The 17,052-nt window shown below is 57.4% G+C and carries 20 protein-coding genes and 1 tRNA gene; 7 read left to right on the forward strand and 14 right to left on the reverse strand.

The features are described 5' to 3' along the window. Position 1: 1 nt before the first annotated feature. Positions 2 to 763, forward strand: coding sequence for an imidazole glycerol phosphate synthase subunit HisF (gene hisF / locus TR2A62_RS06020; protein ID WP_009158803.1), 762 nt, complete (start codon positions 2 to 4; stop codon positions 761 to 763). After that, a complete protein-coding gene (locus tag TR2A62_RS06025; protein ID WP_009158860.1) occupies positions 760 to 1,065 on the forward strand; it encodes a phosphoribosyl-ATP diphosphatase in 306 nt (101 codons plus the stop codon). The genes hisF and TR2A62_RS06025 overlap by 4 nt, the downstream gene beginning before the upstream one ends. Positions 1,066 to 1,122: 57 nt before the next feature. On the opposite strand, the gene TR2A62_RS06030 is transcribed toward TR2A62_RS06025, so the two are convergent. The 4 genes from TR2A62_RS06030 to rlmB form a co-directional block, all read right to left on the reverse strand. Further along, positions 1,123 to 1,587: a CoA-binding protein gene (locus TR2A62_RS06030; protein ID WP_009160398.1), complete on the reverse strand. Its 465-nt coding sequence runs from the start codon at positions 1,585 to 1,587 to the stop codon at positions 1,123 to 1,125. Between the two features lie 194 nt (positions 1,588 to 1,781). Continuing rightward, on the reverse strand, positions 1,782 to 2,240 hold the full coding sequence (locus tag TR2A62_RS06035) for a YHS domain-containing (seleno)protein (protein WP_009157288.1): 459 nt from the start codon (positions 2,238 to 2,240) through the stop codon (positions 1,782 to 1,784). 105 nt (positions 2,241 to 2,345) lie between these two features. Continuing rightward, on the reverse strand, positions 2,346 to 2,669 hold the full coding sequence (locus TR2A62_RS06040) for a hypothetical protein (RefSeq protein WP_009158303.1): 324 nt from the start codon (positions 2,667 to 2,669) through the stop codon (positions 2,346 to 2,348). A 12-nt stretch (positions 2,670 to 2,681) separates the two neighbouring features. Continuing rightward, positions 2,682 to 3,464 carry a 23S rRNA (guanosine(2251)-2'-O)-methyltransferase RlmB gene (rlmB, locus tag TR2A62_RS06045; protein ID WP_009159777.1) on the reverse strand — a complete coding sequence of 261 codons (783 nt, stop codon included), beginning with the start codon at positions 3,462 to 3,464 and terminating at the stop codon, positions 2,682 to 2,684. Between the two features lie 124 nt (positions 3,465 to 3,588). Between rlmB and TR2A62_RS18410 the strand changes: the two genes are divergently transcribed. Further along, positions 3,589 to 3,672: transfer RNA gene (locus tag TR2A62_RS18410), tRNA-Tyr, on the forward strand. 134 nt (positions 3,673 to 3,806) lie between these two features. Here TR2A62_RS18410 and TR2A62_RS06050 read toward each other — a convergent pair. From TR2A62_RS06050 to TR2A62_RS06070, 4 genes are all read right to left on the reverse strand, one after another. Further along, on the reverse strand, positions 3,807 to 4,268 hold the full coding sequence (locus TR2A62_RS06050) for a DUF1036 domain-containing protein (protein ID WP_190275693.1): 462 nt from the start codon (positions 4,266 to 4,268) through the stop codon (positions 3,807 to 3,809). A 494-nt stretch (positions 4,269 to 4,762) separates the two neighbouring features. Continuing rightward, on the reverse strand, positions 4,763 to 5,593 hold the full coding sequence (locus TR2A62_RS06060) for an adenosylhomocysteinase (protein WP_009158497.1): 831 nt from the start codon (positions 5,591 to 5,593) through the stop codon (positions 4,763 to 4,765). Then, entirely contained in the window at positions 5,590 to 6,861 is a 1,272-nt protein-coding gene (locus TR2A62_RS06065; RefSeq protein ID WP_009157620.1) for an adenosylhomocysteinase, read from the reverse strand. Before TR2A62_RS06065 ends, TR2A62_RS06060 begins: the two co-directional genes overlap by 4 nt. Positions 6,862 to 6,924: 63 nt before the next feature. Further along, the gene (locus TR2A62_RS06070; protein ID WP_009158606.1) at positions 6,925 to 7,434 is read right to left on the reverse strand and encodes a hypothetical protein; all 510 of its coding nucleotides are present in this window, start codon (positions 7,432 to 7,434) and stop codon (positions 6,925 to 6,927) included. A gap of 104 nt (positions 7,435 to 7,538) precedes the next feature. On the opposite strand from TR2A62_RS06070, the gene TR2A62_RS06075 reads away from it, so the two are divergent. After that, on the forward strand, positions 7,539 to 8,540 hold the full coding sequence (locus TR2A62_RS06075) for a hypothetical protein (RefSeq protein ID WP_040821200.1): 1,002 nt from the start codon (positions 7,539 to 7,541) through the stop codon (positions 8,538 to 8,540). A 6-nt stretch (positions 8,541 to 8,546) separates the two neighbouring features. Here the strand turns inward: TR2A62_RS06075 and TR2A62_RS06080 are convergent, their stop codons facing one another. Then, a complete protein-coding gene (locus tag TR2A62_RS06080) occupies positions 8,547 to 8,960 on the reverse strand; it encodes a VOC family protein (protein WP_009160689.1) in 414 nt (137 codons plus the stop codon). Between the two features lie 87 nt (positions 8,961 to 9,047). On the opposite strand from TR2A62_RS06080, the gene TR2A62_RS06085 reads away from it, so the two are divergent. Beyond that, the gene (locus tag TR2A62_RS06085) at positions 9,048 to 10,349 is read left to right on the forward strand and encodes an O-acetylhomoserine aminocarboxypropyltransferase/cysteine synthase family protein (RefSeq protein ID WP_009157993.1); all 1,302 of its coding nucleotides are present in this window, start codon (positions 9,048 to 9,050) and stop codon (positions 10,347 to 10,349) included. Between the two features lie 74 nt (positions 10,350 to 10,423). Here the strand turns inward: TR2A62_RS06085 and TR2A62_RS06090 are convergent, their stop codons facing one another. Next, positions 10,424 to 11,119, reverse strand: a complete 696-nt coding sequence (locus tag TR2A62_RS06090) for an SIMPL domain-containing protein (protein WP_009159053.1) — start codon at positions 11,117 to 11,119, stop codon at positions 10,424 to 10,426. A 31-nt stretch (positions 11,120 to 11,150) separates the two neighbouring features. Next, the gene (locus TR2A62_RS18415) at positions 11,151 to 11,396 is read right to left on the reverse strand and encodes a hypothetical protein (protein ID WP_009160237.1); all 246 of its coding nucleotides are present in this window, start codon (positions 11,394 to 11,396) and stop codon (positions 11,151 to 11,153) included. Positions 11,397 to 11,400: 4 nt separating this feature from the next. Here TR2A62_RS18415 and TR2A62_RS06095 point away from each other — a divergent pair, with 4 nt between their 5' ends. Beyond that, positions 11,401 to 13,959, forward strand: coding sequence for a hypothetical protein (locus TR2A62_RS06095; protein WP_009157423.1), 2,559 nt, complete (start codon positions 11,401 to 11,403; stop codon positions 13,957 to 13,959). 8 nt (positions 13,960 to 13,967) lie between these two features. Here TR2A62_RS06095 and cobT read toward each other — a convergent pair whose 3' ends face one another. After that, a complete protein-coding gene (gene cobT, locus TR2A62_RS06100; RefSeq protein ID WP_009160122.1) occupies positions 13,968 to 14,975 on the reverse strand; it encodes a nicotinate-nucleotide--dimethylbenzimidazole phosphoribosyltransferase in 1,008 nt (335 codons plus the stop codon). 82 nt (positions 14,976 to 15,057) lie between these two features. On the opposite strand from cobT, the gene TR2A62_RS06105 reads away from it, so the two are divergent. Continuing rightward, on the forward strand, positions 15,058 to 15,822 hold the full coding sequence (locus tag TR2A62_RS06105; RefSeq protein WP_009159559.1) for an adenosylcobinamide-GDP ribazoletransferase: 765 nt from the start codon (positions 15,058 to 15,060) through the stop codon (positions 15,820 to 15,822). Here the strand turns inward: TR2A62_RS06105 and TR2A62_RS06110 are convergent. Both TR2A62_RS06110 and TR2A62_RS06115 read right to left on the reverse strand, forming a co-directional pair. Then, the gene (locus TR2A62_RS06110; RefSeq protein WP_009160320.1) at positions 15,819 to 16,526 is read right to left on the reverse strand and encodes a VCBS repeat-containing protein; all 708 of its coding nucleotides are present in this window, start codon (positions 16,524 to 16,526) and stop codon (positions 15,819 to 15,821) included. The two genes, TR2A62_RS06105 and TR2A62_RS06110, sit on opposite strands and share 4 nt — an antisense overlap. After that, positions 16,526 to 16,849, reverse strand: coding sequence for a 2Fe-2S iron-sulfur cluster-binding protein (locus TR2A62_RS06115; protein WP_009159136.1), 324 nt, complete (start codon positions 16,847 to 16,849; stop codon positions 16,526 to 16,528). Before TR2A62_RS06115 ends, TR2A62_RS06110 begins: the two co-directional genes overlap by 1 nt. Between the last annotated feature and the right edge of the window lie 203 nt (positions 16,850 to 17,052).

Consider the following 17,052-nt stretch of genomic DNA (forward strand, 5'->3'; position numbering starts at 1 on the left):
TATGTTAAAAACCCGCATCATCCCCTGCCTCGATGTCGCCGAAGGCCGTACGGTCAAAGGCGTGAACTTTGTCGATCTGATTGACGCCGGCGACCCCGTTGAACAGGCCAAGGCCTATGATGCGGCGGGCGCTGACGAGTTATGTTTCCTCGACATTATGGCGACCCATGAAAATCGCGGGACGATGTTTGATTTGGTCACCCGCACAGCCGAGCAGTGCTTTATGCCACTGACCATTGGCGGCGGCGTGCGCACGCACCATGACGTGCGTGATCTGCTGCTAGCGGGCGCTGACAAGGTGTCGTTCAACTCTGCAGCCGTCGCTGACCCCAATGTGGTGACAGACGCTGCCGACCGTTTTGGCAGCCAATGCATTGTCGTGGCGATTGATGCCAAGACCACAGCCCCCGGCAAATGGGAGATTTTCACCCATGGCGGCCGCAAGGCCACTGGCATTGACGCGGTTGAGTTTGCCAAGACCGTTGTCGCCAAAGGGGCTGGTGAGATTCTTCTGACGTCTATGGACCGCGACGGGACGAAATCAGGCTTTAACCTGCCATTGACCCGCGCTGTGTCGGATGCTGTCAGCGTCCCTGTCATTGCCTCTGGCGGCGTAGGCACGCTGAATCATCTTGTCGAAGGTGTGACGCAAGGCGGCGCATCTGCCGTGCTCGCAGCCTCGATCTTTCACTTTGGCACCTACACCATCGCGCAAGCCAAACAGCATATGGCCGACGCGGGCATCCCAATGAGGCTCTCATGACGCTCAAATCACTCGCCCAGACCATTGCGGACCGCAAAGAGGCCGATCCAGACAGCTCTTGGACCGCGAAACTGTTGGCCCAAGGCCCTGAAAAATGTGCTGAAAAATTTGGTGAGGAAGCGGTCGAAGCAATCATCGAAGCGGTCAAAGGCGACCGTAAGAAGCTGACGGCGGAAGCTGCGGATGCGATGTATCATCTGTTGGTCATGTGTGCGGCACGTGATGTAACACTAGACGATATCGAGGCCGAGCTGGCCCAGCGCAACGCCCAGTCAGGCATTGCTGAAAAAGCGTCGCGCTAGTCGCCCCATTGACCTGAAAGATACTTGGTAGGCGGCGACGTTGCGCGTCGCCCCCTGCTATAGTCTGGACGAGATCACACCGGTATTGAACCCGCACATGCGCAATTCGCCAAACAGACGTTGATATTCAATTTTGGGGCACCGATCCTGAATAACCGTGACACCGCGCGCCTCACCTTTGGCCGCCGCCTCGGGGTGTTTTACGCCGATCTGCATCCAGAACGTTTGCAGATCGGGCCATCGCTCTAGCGCTTGATCCATATTGGATGGGACAGCATCCGAACGGCGGAAAATATCGACCATATCCACATCATCAGGCACAGATGTCAGATCGGCATATACCGTCTCTCCCAGTAGCTTTTGACCTGCCAAACCGGGGTTAATGGGGATCACACGAAACCCTTTGAGCTTGAGATAGCGCGCCACGTAAAAACTTGGGCGCACTTGATTGGCAGACGCCCCAACGATGGCTACCGTTTTGGTGCGCTTTAGCACGTCTTGCAAATACCTGTCTGAGTACATCCCACTCTCCCAAAGGTCGCGCCCTCAAAACAAAAAGGCGCCCGAAGCACAAGGCTACGGGCGCAAGGTATGGAACGAGGGACAGTGATTATGAAACGCATCCGTTCCAAGAATAACGTCTCATAGAGTAGGTAAGTGCGTCCTGATCGTATTCCAGAGGATGTAATACACCTGTGAACAAGGCGTTAACAAACTTAGGCCTCGAGAACGGTCGGCCAGTTGCCGTCAGCTTTGACAATATTGCTCGGAATGTCTTCGGACCAAATCTTGCGAACGGTGGTGTTGAAATTGAGGTAAAGTTTACCCTCATGGATGGTCCATGCATCGGGTTCGGTCGGGGCAGTGTAGCCTTTGGAAACCGCATAGGCGCAATATCCACCGTATTGCGGGGCGTAGGCCTCTGGGTTGGCCTCAAACATCGCCGCGTTCTCGGCGTTGGCAAACTGCCACGTCGCGCCATTCCAATCGACAGTGTGACCAGCCGAACCAGTCACAGGCGCGCCGTCGGTGAAATAAGCGACCATGTCCGAGCCATCGACAGCCACGCCACCCTCGGCATAGGTTTCAGTGGTTGCAGCAAACGCAGGGCGGGCAAAGGCCAAAGCAGCGGGAGTTGCGGCCAGCAGACCAAGAACAGAACGGCGAGAGATCATCGTGGGGTCCAATCATTGTGTGTTTCGTGTTGCATGAAACCTGACAATCGGCGCCCTAGATTTAAACCCTGCTCGCCAACCCGTGATAAATCTCGCTGGTTTGTTTCAATCAAAGATATCTTCGATTGCGTCTTTGGCCCCTTCCAACAGCCAGCGGGTTAAGCTCTTCTTTTTATTTCTATTTTTCTTGTTGTATCTGGGTTTCTTGTGCAATGGCTCAGAGCGGTGAACAGGCTTTGGGCGGGCGGGTGCCGCCGTAGACGCAGACGTCCGCCCTGCCCCTGCATCCGCCCGTTTTGGTAACATTTTCAGATCATGTAGCGGCGCACCACAGTTCGAACATGCCAATTCGTGGCGTTCACGCCCGCTTAGCACCAGCGCCGCTCGGGTCCCGCAATAACAACAGGTCGCAATCTTTGTGACGGGCATAGATCCTCAGGCTCAGAGCGTCTCTCTAGAGGCATATAGGGCAACTGCCGCAGCATTTGAGACGTTGAGAGAGCCAAAACCACCAGCAAAGTCGATTTTCACCAATGCGTCACATGTTTCTTTGGTCTTTTCGCGTAAACCCGGCCCCTCAGCCCCTAGAACAAGTGCGACAGGACGGTCACGTTTGCCCTCGAGTGCCGCTCCAATGGTGCCTTCTGCCTCGCCGTCGAGGCCCAGAACGATATAGCCCATCCCCTTGAGCGTCTCCATCGCATCCGCCAGATTGCGGACCCTGACATAGGGTTGGCGTTCCAACGCACCAGACGCGGTTTTGGCCAAGGCTCCGGTTTCGGGCGCTGCGTGGCGCGACATGGCAACAACCGCAGAGGCGCCGAACACTTCGGCCGAGCGCAGGACTGCACCGACGTTATGCGGGTCGGTCACACGGTCTAACAATACAACACGCGGCGCGCGGCCTTCTTCGCCCAAACAGACGTCTTCGAGCTTGCCCCAGTCAAGACCTTTGACCTCAAGTGCCGCACCTTGGTGCACGGACTGCGGATCAATCGGTGCCGCAAACTTGCGCGGATCGGACATCTCGGGTTCCATCCCGCTGGCTCCGATATCCTCGGCCAGTTTGTCATGGGCGTTTTTGGTAACGATCAGACGCAGCTTGACCCGTTTAGGGTTCAACAGCGCATCACGGACCGCGTGCAAGCCAAACAGCCACACGGTTTCCGCAGCGGCGGCGCGCTTGGATCTTTCTTTTTCAACAACCCACTTTGGCTTTTTCATAGCTGCTACCTTCGTATGATTTGGCTCGTCCTAACGGATTGCGCTGGCAACAACCACCTTTCAAACAAGAAAGATCATTTCCCAGTTGACGCCCTCGCAATGCACAGCTAATCACGCCGCCAGTGGGCGACAGGCCGCAAGGTGTGGCAGGGGACTGTAACTCCCTCGCGGAGACGCACGCCTGGTTCGATTCCAGGGTCGCCCACCACTAAACAATCCAATGAAATGATCTGAAAAAATCTCGCGTTGCACCGAGCGGTTCCGGCTGAACGTCTGGCGCGGTGGCATAGCAGCGATCAAACGCGCCTGACGCCTACATTAAAAGCCTATGCATGCGACGCGTTACCGGATTGTGAGAGTATATTCTCGCTGTGTCCGCGGCACGGTTATTTCGCCGAATGGAGCAGTATCCTCGTCGCTGGCGCACGTGTAGCCATCTGGCACCAAGCGTTCAAAGCGGCGGTTCGGAATGCAAAATTTGGTTGCGGCATTGCCATCCCAATATGACCCACCGCCGGTTTTTGCGTGATAGTAGAGGTGTTGGTTGTTAAAATCGCCGAATGGAGTGCGGGACATGTAACTGCAGTCATCATGCTCCACGATCCACCACCCTTTGACCGTAAACGGATCTTCGGCCGCTTCGCGCACCGCAATCGCGATACGGATTTGCTCGCCGGATTTATTACAAACGTTGAACCGCAGCTCTTTTTGCTCGTTACGGGCACTGTCGCGGGTTTCCGAGCTGGTTTGGGTGCTCGATTGCGATACAGCGGTTTCTTTGGGGTCATCTGAAATCATGGACATAACGGCGGCACCTACCATCACAATCGCACCCGCTAGGACAACCCAATCGATCCATGCCCCCTTTGCGGCAGGCGCATCACTTGATTTTAAAGATGACCTTTTGCGCAGATGTTCAGCCGAAGGTTTTTAGGTTTTGGGTCCGATCGCGGAGCGGCGGCTGGGGGTCGGGTTGGTTCTGGCACCGGCTGCGGAGCTGCCATACGGGCAGGTTCCGGTTGCACAGCATCGCGCACGACCTTGATGATTTCGATCTGTTCCGACAGAATTTCGCCTTGTCTTGCATAAACCTTGTCTTGCATAAACATGTGTCACCGTACCAAAGTACGGCAACGAAAACGCCTCTTCGACCCCATTAGCGTCCATGAAAGTGAAGAGCGGGGTTTCGTTCGCTTCGAAACGCTGACCTCGGCTCACATGCATCTTGGTCAACATGACAGGGTCATTTGAACGTTTGAGGCGAGGGAGAGCCTATGATGCTGGTTTCTAGTTCTTTATCAGCCATTTGTCGCGTCCTCGTCGAAGTGAAGGTGTAGCCAAAGCGCGGCCAGCGCGGCCTCTGACATGGGTGCCGTTCCAGCGTTCGATGTCGCAAGCGCCGCGTTGAGCCACAGGGCGGAAGCGAGGTCTGCCAAAGCGTGCGGCATCCCTGCCCCGCTTGTCTGAGCGATCGGGGCGCCGCCCGCGATAAGCTTGACTGTTGTTCCGTTTGCGATTGCGTGGGTTGTCACGTGATCCCGCACCGGCTTGCCCGCGCCAAGGTCAGGCAGAGCATCCGCGTCCACCGCACACAAAATGACGCCTTGGGACAGGCGCGCCAGATCAACTGTTGCATCAGACGTTGCAAAAACGACGTCACAGACAGGCAGCTGCAACATTGCACGAAAGCCTGATGCAAATGCTTGTGCGCGGTCCACGGGATTAGTCGACACGACCACGGTTTGCGCCCCCATCGCGCGGGCAGCACGTGCCACACTTTGCCCATTTGGCCCATACCCTGTTACACAGATCACGCGACCTGCGATCTGCAAGTTGGTAATATCCAAAAGCGCCATGACTGCCGACTGTCCCTGACAATGAGGGGCGATAATCGTTTGCCACAGCCTTGTCGCCGTGACGTCCGAGCCGCAGTCACTGGCTGAATCAAGATGCGCGCCAGCGGCGGCGAGCACGCTCAAAAGCGGCGGATCAGCGGCCCCATCTGGGGCATCCGCCGTCCCAATTGTGCCCAGCGCGCCTGTTGCATGGTCTCGTAGCAATGCGTGGGTCAGTCGGCGTTGATCCCATGCCCAATCGTTTGGCTGAATTATTTGTGGGTCTATTGTCATGACAGTTCAATCTGGTCGATCCAGTCCATCGAATTATCTTGCTGTTCCTGTCGCGCGGTGGCGAGTGAAATCCCGAGACTGGCAAGTTTGGCAGCCGCGATCCCGTCGTCCACGGCCTTGGGCAAAACATGAACGCCGGGGGTCATGGGCGTGTTGATCAGGTGGTGCGCACCCAGCCCTTGGACAGCAAAGGTAAGGTCCATGATTTCCACTGGGTGGCCGCTACCCCCTGCGATATTAACCAATGCGCCACCAGACAGGACGTGCACGGTTTTATCTGCCAACGCATAACTGGTGATCTGGGCGCTGACTTCGGTCGTGCCTTCCGCGACCTGAGCAAGGTGATCGATATCAATCTCGAGGTCATGATGGCCCGCGTTGGCAAGGACAACATCATCACGCAAATGCGCCACCTCGGGCGCACCAATTGCACGCATCCCGCCAGTGGCCGTCACAACAAACCGTGCGTCCGGCAGGGTCGATGCAGCTGACCCGACATGGTGCCCGTCCATATGCGCCTCAAGCGCGCGAACGGGGTCCGCCTCGATCACATGAACCAAGGCGCCCAACGCACTGGCATATTGCGCAATTCCGCGCCCGACATAGCCGTAACCAACAACAGCAAAAGGCACGCCTGCAATTTGGCGACTGGTTTGGTGCAACACGGCCTGAACCGTCGTCTGACCCGTGCCATAGCGATTATCAAAGAGATGTTTGCACCGCGCGTCATTGGCGGTCAGCGCCGGAAACGGCAGCTTGCCAGCCTCTTGCATCGCATAGAGCCGCGCTGTTCCAGTTGTTGTTTCCTCGGACACGCCTTTCAAGCGGGCAAAGACGTTTGGACGGTGGATACCGATGCGCATCGTCAGCTCCGCACCGTCATCAATCACATATTCGGGTTCTAGGTCAGCTGCGGCGCGCAGCTCGGCCTCCCAACTGGTGTGATCCCCATCTGGTTCGGAAACAACACGAATGCCAATGTCACGCAGCGCTGCGACAACAGGGGCAGAGGTGGTTCGCGGATTACTACCCGCGGCAATGACATCTGCACCCGCGTCCGCCAGCAATTTGGCGAGATACGCGGTTTTCGCTTCGAGATGCACAACAACGGCAATCCGTTTGCCGCGCAGCGACCCGTCACTGACAATCTTGCGCACGTGGGTATTCATCACAGGAGAGTGGGTATGGACCCATTCGATACGCGCGAGGCCATCATCGACCAAGGCCTGAATATCGGGGCCATTGTGCCCGTCGGTCGTATGCATCATGCCCATCCCCCGCTGTGCGGCCACAACATTAGCGGCGGCCACACAGAGGTCAACGCGTCCCGTTCATGGAATGCGTACATTCCCGCGCTCAAAGCTCTCTGTTTGGGATGTGCCGTCGTCAAAGGTGACGCGAACGATGACCTGCTCAACGCTGCCCAAAGGCTGGACGATGTACGGCAGGAAGTTCTCGATATCGACCATCACGTTGGGCTGGGCATATTCTGTATTGCAGGGCTCTAGCGGCATAGGCGTGACAGGATCGGCGCCATTCAGGCCGTAGTGCATTCCCCACATGCCACACCGCCACGAGAAAAGCTGGGTGAAATACACGAGATCCTGACCGTTGAATTCGCGGATACCGATCCACTGTGCCTTGGTCATTTCGAGGATTGGTTTGATCTCGGTCGCGGTTGTGAATTTGCCCGTTGGGGTTTGGTCCTCTGGTGCGCGTGTCTCGATCACCGGCTCTGGGGTCGCCTCTGGGGCCGCCACAGCGAGCATTGGTGCGTCCCCGTCTTGGGACGACGCCGCCAATGCAAAAATCAAACCGACAGTAATTAAAAGTCCAAACATGGTCGTCGCCTTTTATAAAATTCAAAGCATTAGGGTTTGCCTCGTCCACTAGGGTCTCTATTGTGATCCCAAATCGATCAGAGGCACGATCAATAATGACCATTATGGCCCGATCAAGCACATCAGACCAGAGTTTCAATATCATGATCGTGGGCCAAGCTGGACGCTTGCAATACGAGGCGGTTCTGTTTGCGGCGTCGTTGCGCCAGCATTCGCCACGCTTTGACGGGCGGTTGATCGTGGTCGAGCCTCAGCCGAGCCCGAAGTGGTCAACCGATCCACGTATGACGGGAGACGCCCGAACCGCACTCATCGAATTGGGCGCCGAAATCGTGCCATTTACCAATCATCACTTTGGCGAGGGCTACCGCTACGGCAACAAAATCGAAGGGTTGGCCGCAATGCCTGCTGGCGAGCCGTTCGTGTTTTTTGACACGGACACGCTGATCACGGGCGAATTGATGGACGTTCCATTTGATTTCGATCGCCCGACCGCATCCATGATGCGCGAAGGGACGTGGCCCAAAGAAGAGCTGTATTGGCCGGGCTACACGGCGACGTGGAAATCCCTCTATGACAAGTTCGATCTGGAATTTGAGAGCACGCTCGATCTGTCGCAGCCAGATGACTATTGGCAGCGTTACCTGTATTTCAACGCCGGTTGGTTTTTCTACAAAGACCCAGCGGCGTTCGGTGCACGGTTTTTGGACTATGCGACAGCGATCCGCGAGGACCGCCCACCCGAGCTTGTCTTGCAAGAACTGAACCCGTGGTTGGACCAAGTGGCGTTGCCCTTAGTTATTCATTCACTTGGCGGCGGCCGTGACACATTGCCCACTGGTCATTTGGACGGCGCGGTCAGTTATCATTACCGTCTGCTGCCGCTTTTGTATGCCAAAGCGCCAGATGCGGTTGTGTCCGCGCTTGAAGCAGCAAGCAGCCCGAACAAAGTCAAAAAGGTGCTCAAATCCTACGAGCCGTTTTTGCGGATGATCTATCAGAACCGCGGCCAAAAGGTGCGCGAGATGTTTGACCGCGACGATCTGCCAAAGCGCGAAAAGCAAATCCGAAACCGCATCAAGAAAGCCAATTTCTGGATGCGCTAGGCGGCGCTAGCTGTCGAACACGCCGTCAATGTTTGCAAAGCCTTTGACTTCGATCGGATTGCCGGACGGATCGCGGAAAAACATTGTCCACTGCTCGCCCGGTTCGCCGCGAAACCGCGCAGAGGGTGCAATCACAAAATCGGTCTGCGCGTCTTCCATGCGACCAGCCAGTTCGGTCCACTGATCCAACGGCAGCACAATCCCAAAATGCGGCATTGGCACCATGTGATCCCCGACCCGCCCTGTGGCGGCGGTCTTCATTGGCTCGCCCAGATGCATCGACAACTGATGACCAAAGAAATCAAAATCCACCCATGTGTCGGTCGATCGACCTTCCACCGCGCCCATGACCCCAGAATAGAATTCTCGGGTCGCATCTAAATCCAGAACATTAAAGGCGAAATGAAACGGCGTTGGCATTGGTTTGTCCTTTGATCAGGGGCGGCGTTGAGGCCCGCGCTTATATGCAATAGAGGTATCGGCAACGACGATAAAGGGAGAGACGCGATGTCCACTGATCCAAACGGGCCGAGCTACGGCTTTGACACACTGCAGATCCATGCGGGCGCACGCCCTGATCCTGCAACAGGCGCGCGCCAGACGCCGATTTACCAATCGACCGCATATGTGTTCCGCGATGCCGACCACGCCGCAGCATTGTTTAACCTGCAAGAGGTTGGATACATCTATTCGCGCCTGACAAACCCGACGGTTGCCGTTCTTCAAGAGCGCATTGCGACCCTCGAGGGTGGTGTTGGTGCTGTCTGCTGTTCGTCTGGCCACGCCGCACAGATCATGGCGCTGTTTCCGCTGATGCAGCCAGGCATGAACATTGTTGCATCGACCCGTCTTTATGGCGGTACGGTCACGCAGTTCAGCCAGACGATCAAACGTTTCGGTTGGGAAGCCAAATTCGTCGACATGGACGATCATGAAGCGGTTGCTGCCGCCATCGACGACAACACTCGCGCCGTATTCTGCGAAGCGGTCGCCAACCCAGGTGGTCACATCACCGACCTCAACGCGATCTCGGCCATCTCGGACGCCGCCGGTATTCCGCTGATCGTCGATAACACGACTGCCACGCCATACCTATGCCGCCCAATCGAGCACGGTGCGACCTTGGTTGTGCACTCGACGACCAAGTACCTGACTGGCAACGGTACAGTCACAGGCGGCTGTGTTGTGGATTCCGGTAAATTCGACTGGGGCGCAAACGACAAGTTCCCGTCATTGTCCCAGCCCGAGCCTGCGTATCACGGCATGAAGTTCGCCGAGACCTTTGGCCCGTTGGCGTTTACCTTTCACGGTATTGCGATTGGTCTGCGCGATCTTGGTATGACCATGAACCCACAGGCAGCGCACTATACGTTGATGGGGATCGAGACTTTATCCTTGCGGATGGACCGTCACGTTGAAAACGCGACCAAGCTGGCGAATTGGCTCGAGGCGGACGACCGCATCGAATACGTCACCTATGCCGGTTTGGAATCGTCCCCCTATTTCCCATTGGTTGAAAAGATTTGCCCACGTGGCGCCAGCGCATTGTTCACTTTTGCGGTCAAAGGCGGCTACGAGGCCTGCGTGAAGCTGGTGGATAATCTCGAAATCTTTAGCCACGTGGCAAACCTAGGTGACACACGGTCGTTGATCATCCACTCGGCCTCAACGACCCACCGTCAGTTGACCGTAGAACAGCAAGAAGCCGCAGGCGCCGGACCAGGTGTTGTGCGTGTCTCTATCGGAACAGAAGACGCCAATGACCTGATTGCCGATCTGGACCAAGCGTTGAGCAAAGCCAGCGCGTAACCCGCGATCTATCAAACGTACAAAGGGGGCCGGCTAATTCTGGGCGGCCCCTTTTTGTTGGGCGCAGACTGCGTCTATTCGTTGATGATTTCATAAGCCATCGACACTGACACACGGTAGCGAACTTCGCCCTGAGCCACCGGCATCGCAGACCGAGCCATTGCAAAGTCAGCCTCCATTTGAACCGGTCGCGGACCACCGCCGCCACCTTCGCGCATTTCGATCAAGTCTCCGAGCGTCACACCCGCAGATGCTGCCAGCATCTCGGCCTTGAGGCGAGCATCAAGAACCGCCTCGTGACGCGCCTCGGCCACAAGCGGATCTGGCTCTTGGACTCCAAAGCTGAGGCCGCGAAACCGGTTTGCGCCGTCAGACACAACAGCATCAAGCAATTCACCCAGATCATCCAGTTCGCGAATGCGAACGGTCAACGTGGTATCCACCCTGAACCCAACAACCACAGGGGCCTCGCCGGGTTTGCGGTCGTTGGATTGGTCATACACGGGGTTCATATTAAGCCCGCTGGTTTGCATATCCCGCGGTTGGACATCAGACGCCGTCAACGCATCAATGACGGATTGGGTGTCCTGAGCCACCTGCGCCATCGCTTGGGCGGCCGTATCAGCCTGATGACTGACCCCCATCGTGATCGTTGCCATATCCGGCGCCGCGGCCACATCGCCTTCGCCCGTGACGTAAATGACATCACGGTTCTCTGCCGCCGCCGCGGTCGCTAGCAATATCGAAAGAACCAAACTCAAAACACGCATCAACCTACTCCTGTAATTGGGGTGACTAGATCTATGACGGATGGCAGATGTCAATCCTTGGGTCACGGCCCAAAATTACGTCAATCTCATCATCAAACCGCCTGTTTTTCCGATGTTTTTCCTTTTTCTTTTCCTTGGCCGCTGCATCCGTTAAAATGCCCGAAACAGTAGCGCGCGAACCGAGTATGTATGCGCCAATCAAAGACGTGGGATTCCAGACGACTATGCCGGACAGTCCAATACCAAACTTTGCCGTCTCGATGTCATTCGACGGCATAAAAATGCTGAAAAGGTCAGATAATGGCTGGGATTTAGTCGGCGATGTGTCGCTAGACACCGACGACCTTGCGCATGATCTGGCCCAAGTTCGAGCACGTGCTGAACAGTTGGCCGGCGGTGAAATCCAGTCCAAGCTGCTGATTCCCAATAGCCAGATCAAGTACATCTCGATTGATGATGCCTACGCCAGCGAGGCAGAAGTCCGCTCAGCGTTGAAAGACACGACGCCCTACAGCGTCGATGAGCTGGTCTATGACTGGACCAGCGGAGGTGGCCGCACGTTCGTAGCTGCTGTCGCCCGCGAAACACTGGATGAGGCCGAAGCATTTGCCTCCGAGCACGCGCTGGGACCTCTGTGTTTTGCAGCCGTTCCAGAGGCGTTTACATTTGATGGCGAGGCCTTCTTTGGCGCGTCCAAGGCTGCCAATGGTGCGCAGGTGTCGCGAGACAACGTTCCCGTCCAGCAAACCGGCATCGCTACTCTGGAAGAGGCCAGCGCCTCAGTCGTAGACGACGTGCTAGAAGCCGAGACGCCAAGCGTTGAAGTTGCCGAAGTTGAACCAACAGAAGTACTAGTCGATGGTGGCGCAGAGCCAACCACACAAGAGGCTGTAGAGCCGGATCAGAATGTTCTGACGGATGCCGATTTGGATGAAGCGACCAAAGACATCATCAGCGACGCCGATCTAGAGGCTGTTGTTGAAACCGCGGTTGAGCCCGAGCCTGCCGCGACCCCCGAGGCCTCTGAGGTAACGGACGTCGCGCCAACACCTGAGCCAGAGCTCAATGTCGAAGCCCCCGCATTTACGACGCGTCAGGCACCGCGCAGCGACGATGAAGTCGCGCTGAACGCTCCGATCACCCCTGACGCACGAATGTCGCTAAGCGTACCGGCTGGTGCACCTGATGCAGCACCGATGCTTGGGGGGGCGGCGCGCGGCGCGGAACCGGCCCCTGCCCCCGCACCTGTTGTCGCGGCAACGCCCGCGCACCAAGATGCACCCACAATCACTGGGGATGCAGGAGTGGCAGATGCCCCTCCGGTTGCAGCACCGATTGCGGCCCCCGCAGCGCCGGCACCAGAGCCAGAGGCAGAGCCCGCCAAACCCGGCAAGGCTGCCGCGTTCATGAGCCGTCGCAAGGCGGCAAAGGTGGCCAAGGCAGAAACCGCAGCAGCGGCTGCGGCAGCCCCTGTCGAAGACGAAGCCAGCAAGATGACAATCTTTGGCGCTCGCAAACCCAAACCAGTCAAGAAAAAAGCTATTGGCGGCAAGCCGCGGTTCCTCGGGATCATTTTGACCGCGATCTTGTTGTTCTTCTTGGTGGTTGTCGGCGCATTCGCCGCCATTTCCGAAGACGGGTTCGCGTGGTTGTTTGGCAGCAAAGAAGAAAACCAGATCGCAACAGGCCCAGTTGCTGTACCGGTCACGGTCGCACTGCCTGCTGATCCCCAACTCGATTTGGCGAATGCAGTGGCCAATGCCCTGCCATTGGACGAAAGCGAGATGGGGCTTGAGCCCGCGCCAGTTGAGAACCTAGGCCAAGTTCTAAGCCCAGCCGAAGCACGGCGCATTTATGCCAGCACTGGTGTTTGGCAAAAGGCGCCTCGCCGCCCGCTTGCCCCTCGGCTTGAAACGCTCGACACGCTGTATATCGCATCGATCGATCCGAAAATCACGGGGCTAGACGCGTTTGCGTTGCCGGCGGTTGCATCAATCCTCAACGACCGGCCATTGGGAGCCCAAATCGACCCACCCGCACCCAGCGTCCAGTTTGACTTGCTAGCAAACGGTTTGGTCCGGCCTACGCCAGAAGGCGCGCTAACTCCACAAGGCGTTCGGGTCTACGCGGGCAAGCCCCCCGTTATCCCCCCCATTCGATCAGAACAGACTGCAGAGGCAAGCACCGATGCCACCGCGTCCAGCACGGATGAACCCCGTGTTGCACCCGGTGGCGTCGCATTGGCCGCGTTTCGCCCACAAACACGCCCCAGCGATCTGGTCGAACAGATCGAGCGGAACGTGCTTGGTGGCATGACACGCGCCGAGGCGGCCAAGTTCCGCCCGCGCACGCGCCCTGCAGGACTTGCACCACCGCCTGAGCCTGTCGAAGAAGAACCCGTTGTTGCCGAAGTTGAACCTGAGGTCGACGTCGAAGGACCACAGATCGAAATCACCGATCAAGCGGTTGCGATTTCACTGCGCCCTGATGCAAGGCCCCGCAATATGAACCGGATCGTCGCACGCGCGCAGCGCAGTGCGCCGCAAGAACAACAGGCTGCCGCAGCCGCACCTAGAACAGTGCGTCCATCAGGAACCACACCGCGCACTGTCGCGCAGATCGCGACAACAGAAAACGCACTGAACATGCGCCGTGTGAATTTGATCGGTGTTTACGGTCGCCCCAACGACCGAAGCGCGTTGGTTCGACTGTCGAATGGCCGCTATATCAAGGTGGAACAAGGCGACCGTTTGGATGGGGGCAGCGTCGCCGCCATCAGTGAAAGCGAGCTGCGCTACGTCAAATCTGGTCGCAATATAACGTTGCAGATGCCGGACTAAGCAGACATCTAGCCCGCTGCCACACCGGCCTCGGCAAAGGTGGCCATGCCCGAATGACAGGCCACAGCCCCTTTGAGAACCAAAATGGCCAATGTGGCCCCTGATCCTTCGCCAAGACGCATGCCCATATCCAGAAGCGGAGCTTTGCCAATCCCGTCGAGAATATTGCGGTGTGCACCCTCGTCGCTGAGATGTCCCGCGACGCAGTGATCCAGAGCGCCCGCCGCTGTTTTCTCGAGCACCGCTGCCGCGGCGGAACAGATAAATCCATCTAGAATGACGGGGATGTTGTAGCTGCGCGCCGCCGCAATAGCACCAGCCATCGCAGCCAGTTCGCGACCGCCCAAACAGCGCAACACCTCGAGCGGGCTGTTCGGTGCATGAAGTGCCAAGCCTTCGGCGACCACACGGGTTTTGATCGCAAGCCCTGCGTCATCGACCCCGGTGCCGCGCCCAGTCCAATCGCCAGCCTCACCACCAAAGATCGCAGCCGCAACAGCAGCCGCAGCCGTTGTGTTGCCAATGCCCATTTCACCGACAACCAGTAAATCCGCATTCGGATCAACGGCATCCCAGCCCGTGACCAAGGCTGCGACGACTTCGGTCTCGGTCATGGCGGGCGCTTGAGTGAAATCAGCGGTTGGGGTGTCCAGATCAAGCGCATGCACATCCATCTTGGCACCGGCTTCTTTGGCCAGCTGATTGATCGCTGCACCGCCATGCTGGAAGTTTGCAACCATCTGAACGGTCACCTCGGATGGAAAGGCTGACACGCCTTGGGCGCAAACGCCGTGGTTTCCCGCAAATACGATGACCTGTGGTGCGGCAATCTGAGGGCGCGGATCATTGCGCCAACCAGCATACCAAATTGCGAGATCTTCTAGTCGCCCCAATGCACCAGGCGGTTTGGTCAATTGGCCGTTATGTTCGCGCGCCGATGTAATCGCCGCGTCCGAAGCTGCGCCTTGTGCGCCCAAAATATCAGAAAATTGCGCAAGGGTCGTAAAGTTGGCCATCGGATTGGGTCTTTCATTGAGTCTTTGCTTCGTTCTGTCTAACGCTACGGGCCAGAATGAAAAGCACAGAAAGGGCGGCTGGATGTCTGACAACGACATGACACTGATTGATCCTCGCGATGTGGCAGCCGCCACAGGGTTGTTGAGCCGCCTGCCCGTCCCAGTCGACACAGATTTGGCAACGCGTCGCGGGGCGCGGGCCGCATGGGCCTACCCGATCGCAGGTCTCGCAATTGGCATCGTCGCTGCGAGTGTCGGACAAATCGCGATTTGGCTGGGGCTAGGCCCCATGCTGGTCGCTGGGTTGGTTATCGCAACATTGGTCGTGATCACCGGCGCGTTGCACGAAGACGGACTGTCGGATGCCGCTGACGGGCTATGGGGCGGCTGGACGGCCGAGCGCCGATTGGAAATCATGAAAGACAGCCGCATCGGGGCCTACGGCGTTCTCGCGTTGGTGATTGTCGTAGCGTTGCGTTGGCAGGCTCTGGGTGGGATCATCCAATCCGGTGCCCTGTGGGGGCCTGTGCTGGCTGTGGCGATTGCGAGCCGCGCACCGATGGTATGGGTGATGGCCGCCCTACCCAATGCGCGTGACAACGGGCTTTCCCACAGCGTCGGGCGTCCATCGTTGAACGCCGCCTACATCGCGCTGACGATCGGGGTTGTCGCATCGTTATTCGTGGCTGGCGGGTTGGTCGGCGTGATTTGGGTCGCAGGAACAACAGCGGCGATTACGATGATCGCACGCGCCAAGATCGACGGCCAAACAGGCGATGTCTTGGGCGCGACCCAACAAGTGTCCGAGGTGGTTTTGTTGCTGGCAATCAGCGTGGCGCTGACCTAGCAGGCCAACGCTGCATTTAGGGATGCGCGGCCACGATGCGGGCCCATATCACGGGTGCGGTAGCGGCCATCGACAAAGCCCGTGGCAATCACGCGAGACCAATCAGCGGACGCTGTGATCATCTCGACCTGACCATCACACCGACGCAGACCTCCACCGATGTCCGCCTCGCCAATCCTGTGATTTGTCAGACCTGCAATTTCATCAACAAGGGTCAGGGCACCGTCGTCAAACCGCCAAATGCGCAACGTCTTGGCCAGATGGGGGCGGTCGATATACCCGATTTCGATCCGGCCATCGCGGTCAAAATCTGCAGCGCCAATCGGAGCAAGCCAACGGTTTGTACGGCCAATGTAAGGCGCCGCAGCAACCACACCGGTTTCATTGTAGATCGCGAGCCGTGCGCCTTGTGCCATGCTTGTCTCAACGACCATAACCTCGGCATGACCGTCTAGATCGACGTCCACCAGCCGCGGTTCTGTATCTTCGAAAACATGTGTTTCAGGGAGACGGATGCTAACTGTACGGCCGTCAGACAGCGTCAGTTGCAGCGCACCATGTTCGATAGCATCACCCAAAATGCCATGCGTGTAGAGAGTTGTCGGCTCGGCATACTGGGCATCAACAACACCCACATCGCGAGCTTGGGCCACGTTTGCAGCCAAAACCGCCGCGACAGAAAGAGTGGCCCAAGCAAATTTCATCAGATCTGTTTCTCTGGCATCTGAACGACGAGACCGTCGAGATCGTCAGTCACCTTGAGCTGGCAGGTCAGACGCGAACGCGCAGCATCAGGCTCGTAAGCAAAGTCGAGCATGTCTTCTTCCATCGCGTCTTTAGCTGCCAGCTTTTCGACCCAAGTCGGATCAATATAGACGTGGCATGTCGAGCAAGCGCAGGCGCCGCCACAATCTGCTTCGATCCCGGGGATGCCGTTGTCACGCGCACCTTCCATTACGGTCAGACCGTTCGAGACATCGACGACGTGCTCTTTGCCGCCGTGCTCGATGTATGTAATTTTTGCCATGACCCGTGTCTCCCTCGTGGTGTCGTGCAATCATTCTGACGCGCAGCGCCATTGTTCCCGAAATGTGTAACTGGCGATTTGCACAGGTGCCAGTCTCTTTTGTGGCAATGAACGCGTTTGTCACCACACTGGATTGATAAGACGTTTAGCGCTAAGACGGGGGCGACCTGAAGCGAACACAGATTTGCGGGGTTGCGTTAGTA

This window comes from Thalassobium sp. R2A62, assembly GCF_000161835.1.
Classification (GTDB): Bacteria; Pseudomonadota; Alphaproteobacteria; order Rhodobacterales; family Rhodobacteraceae; genus Thalassobium.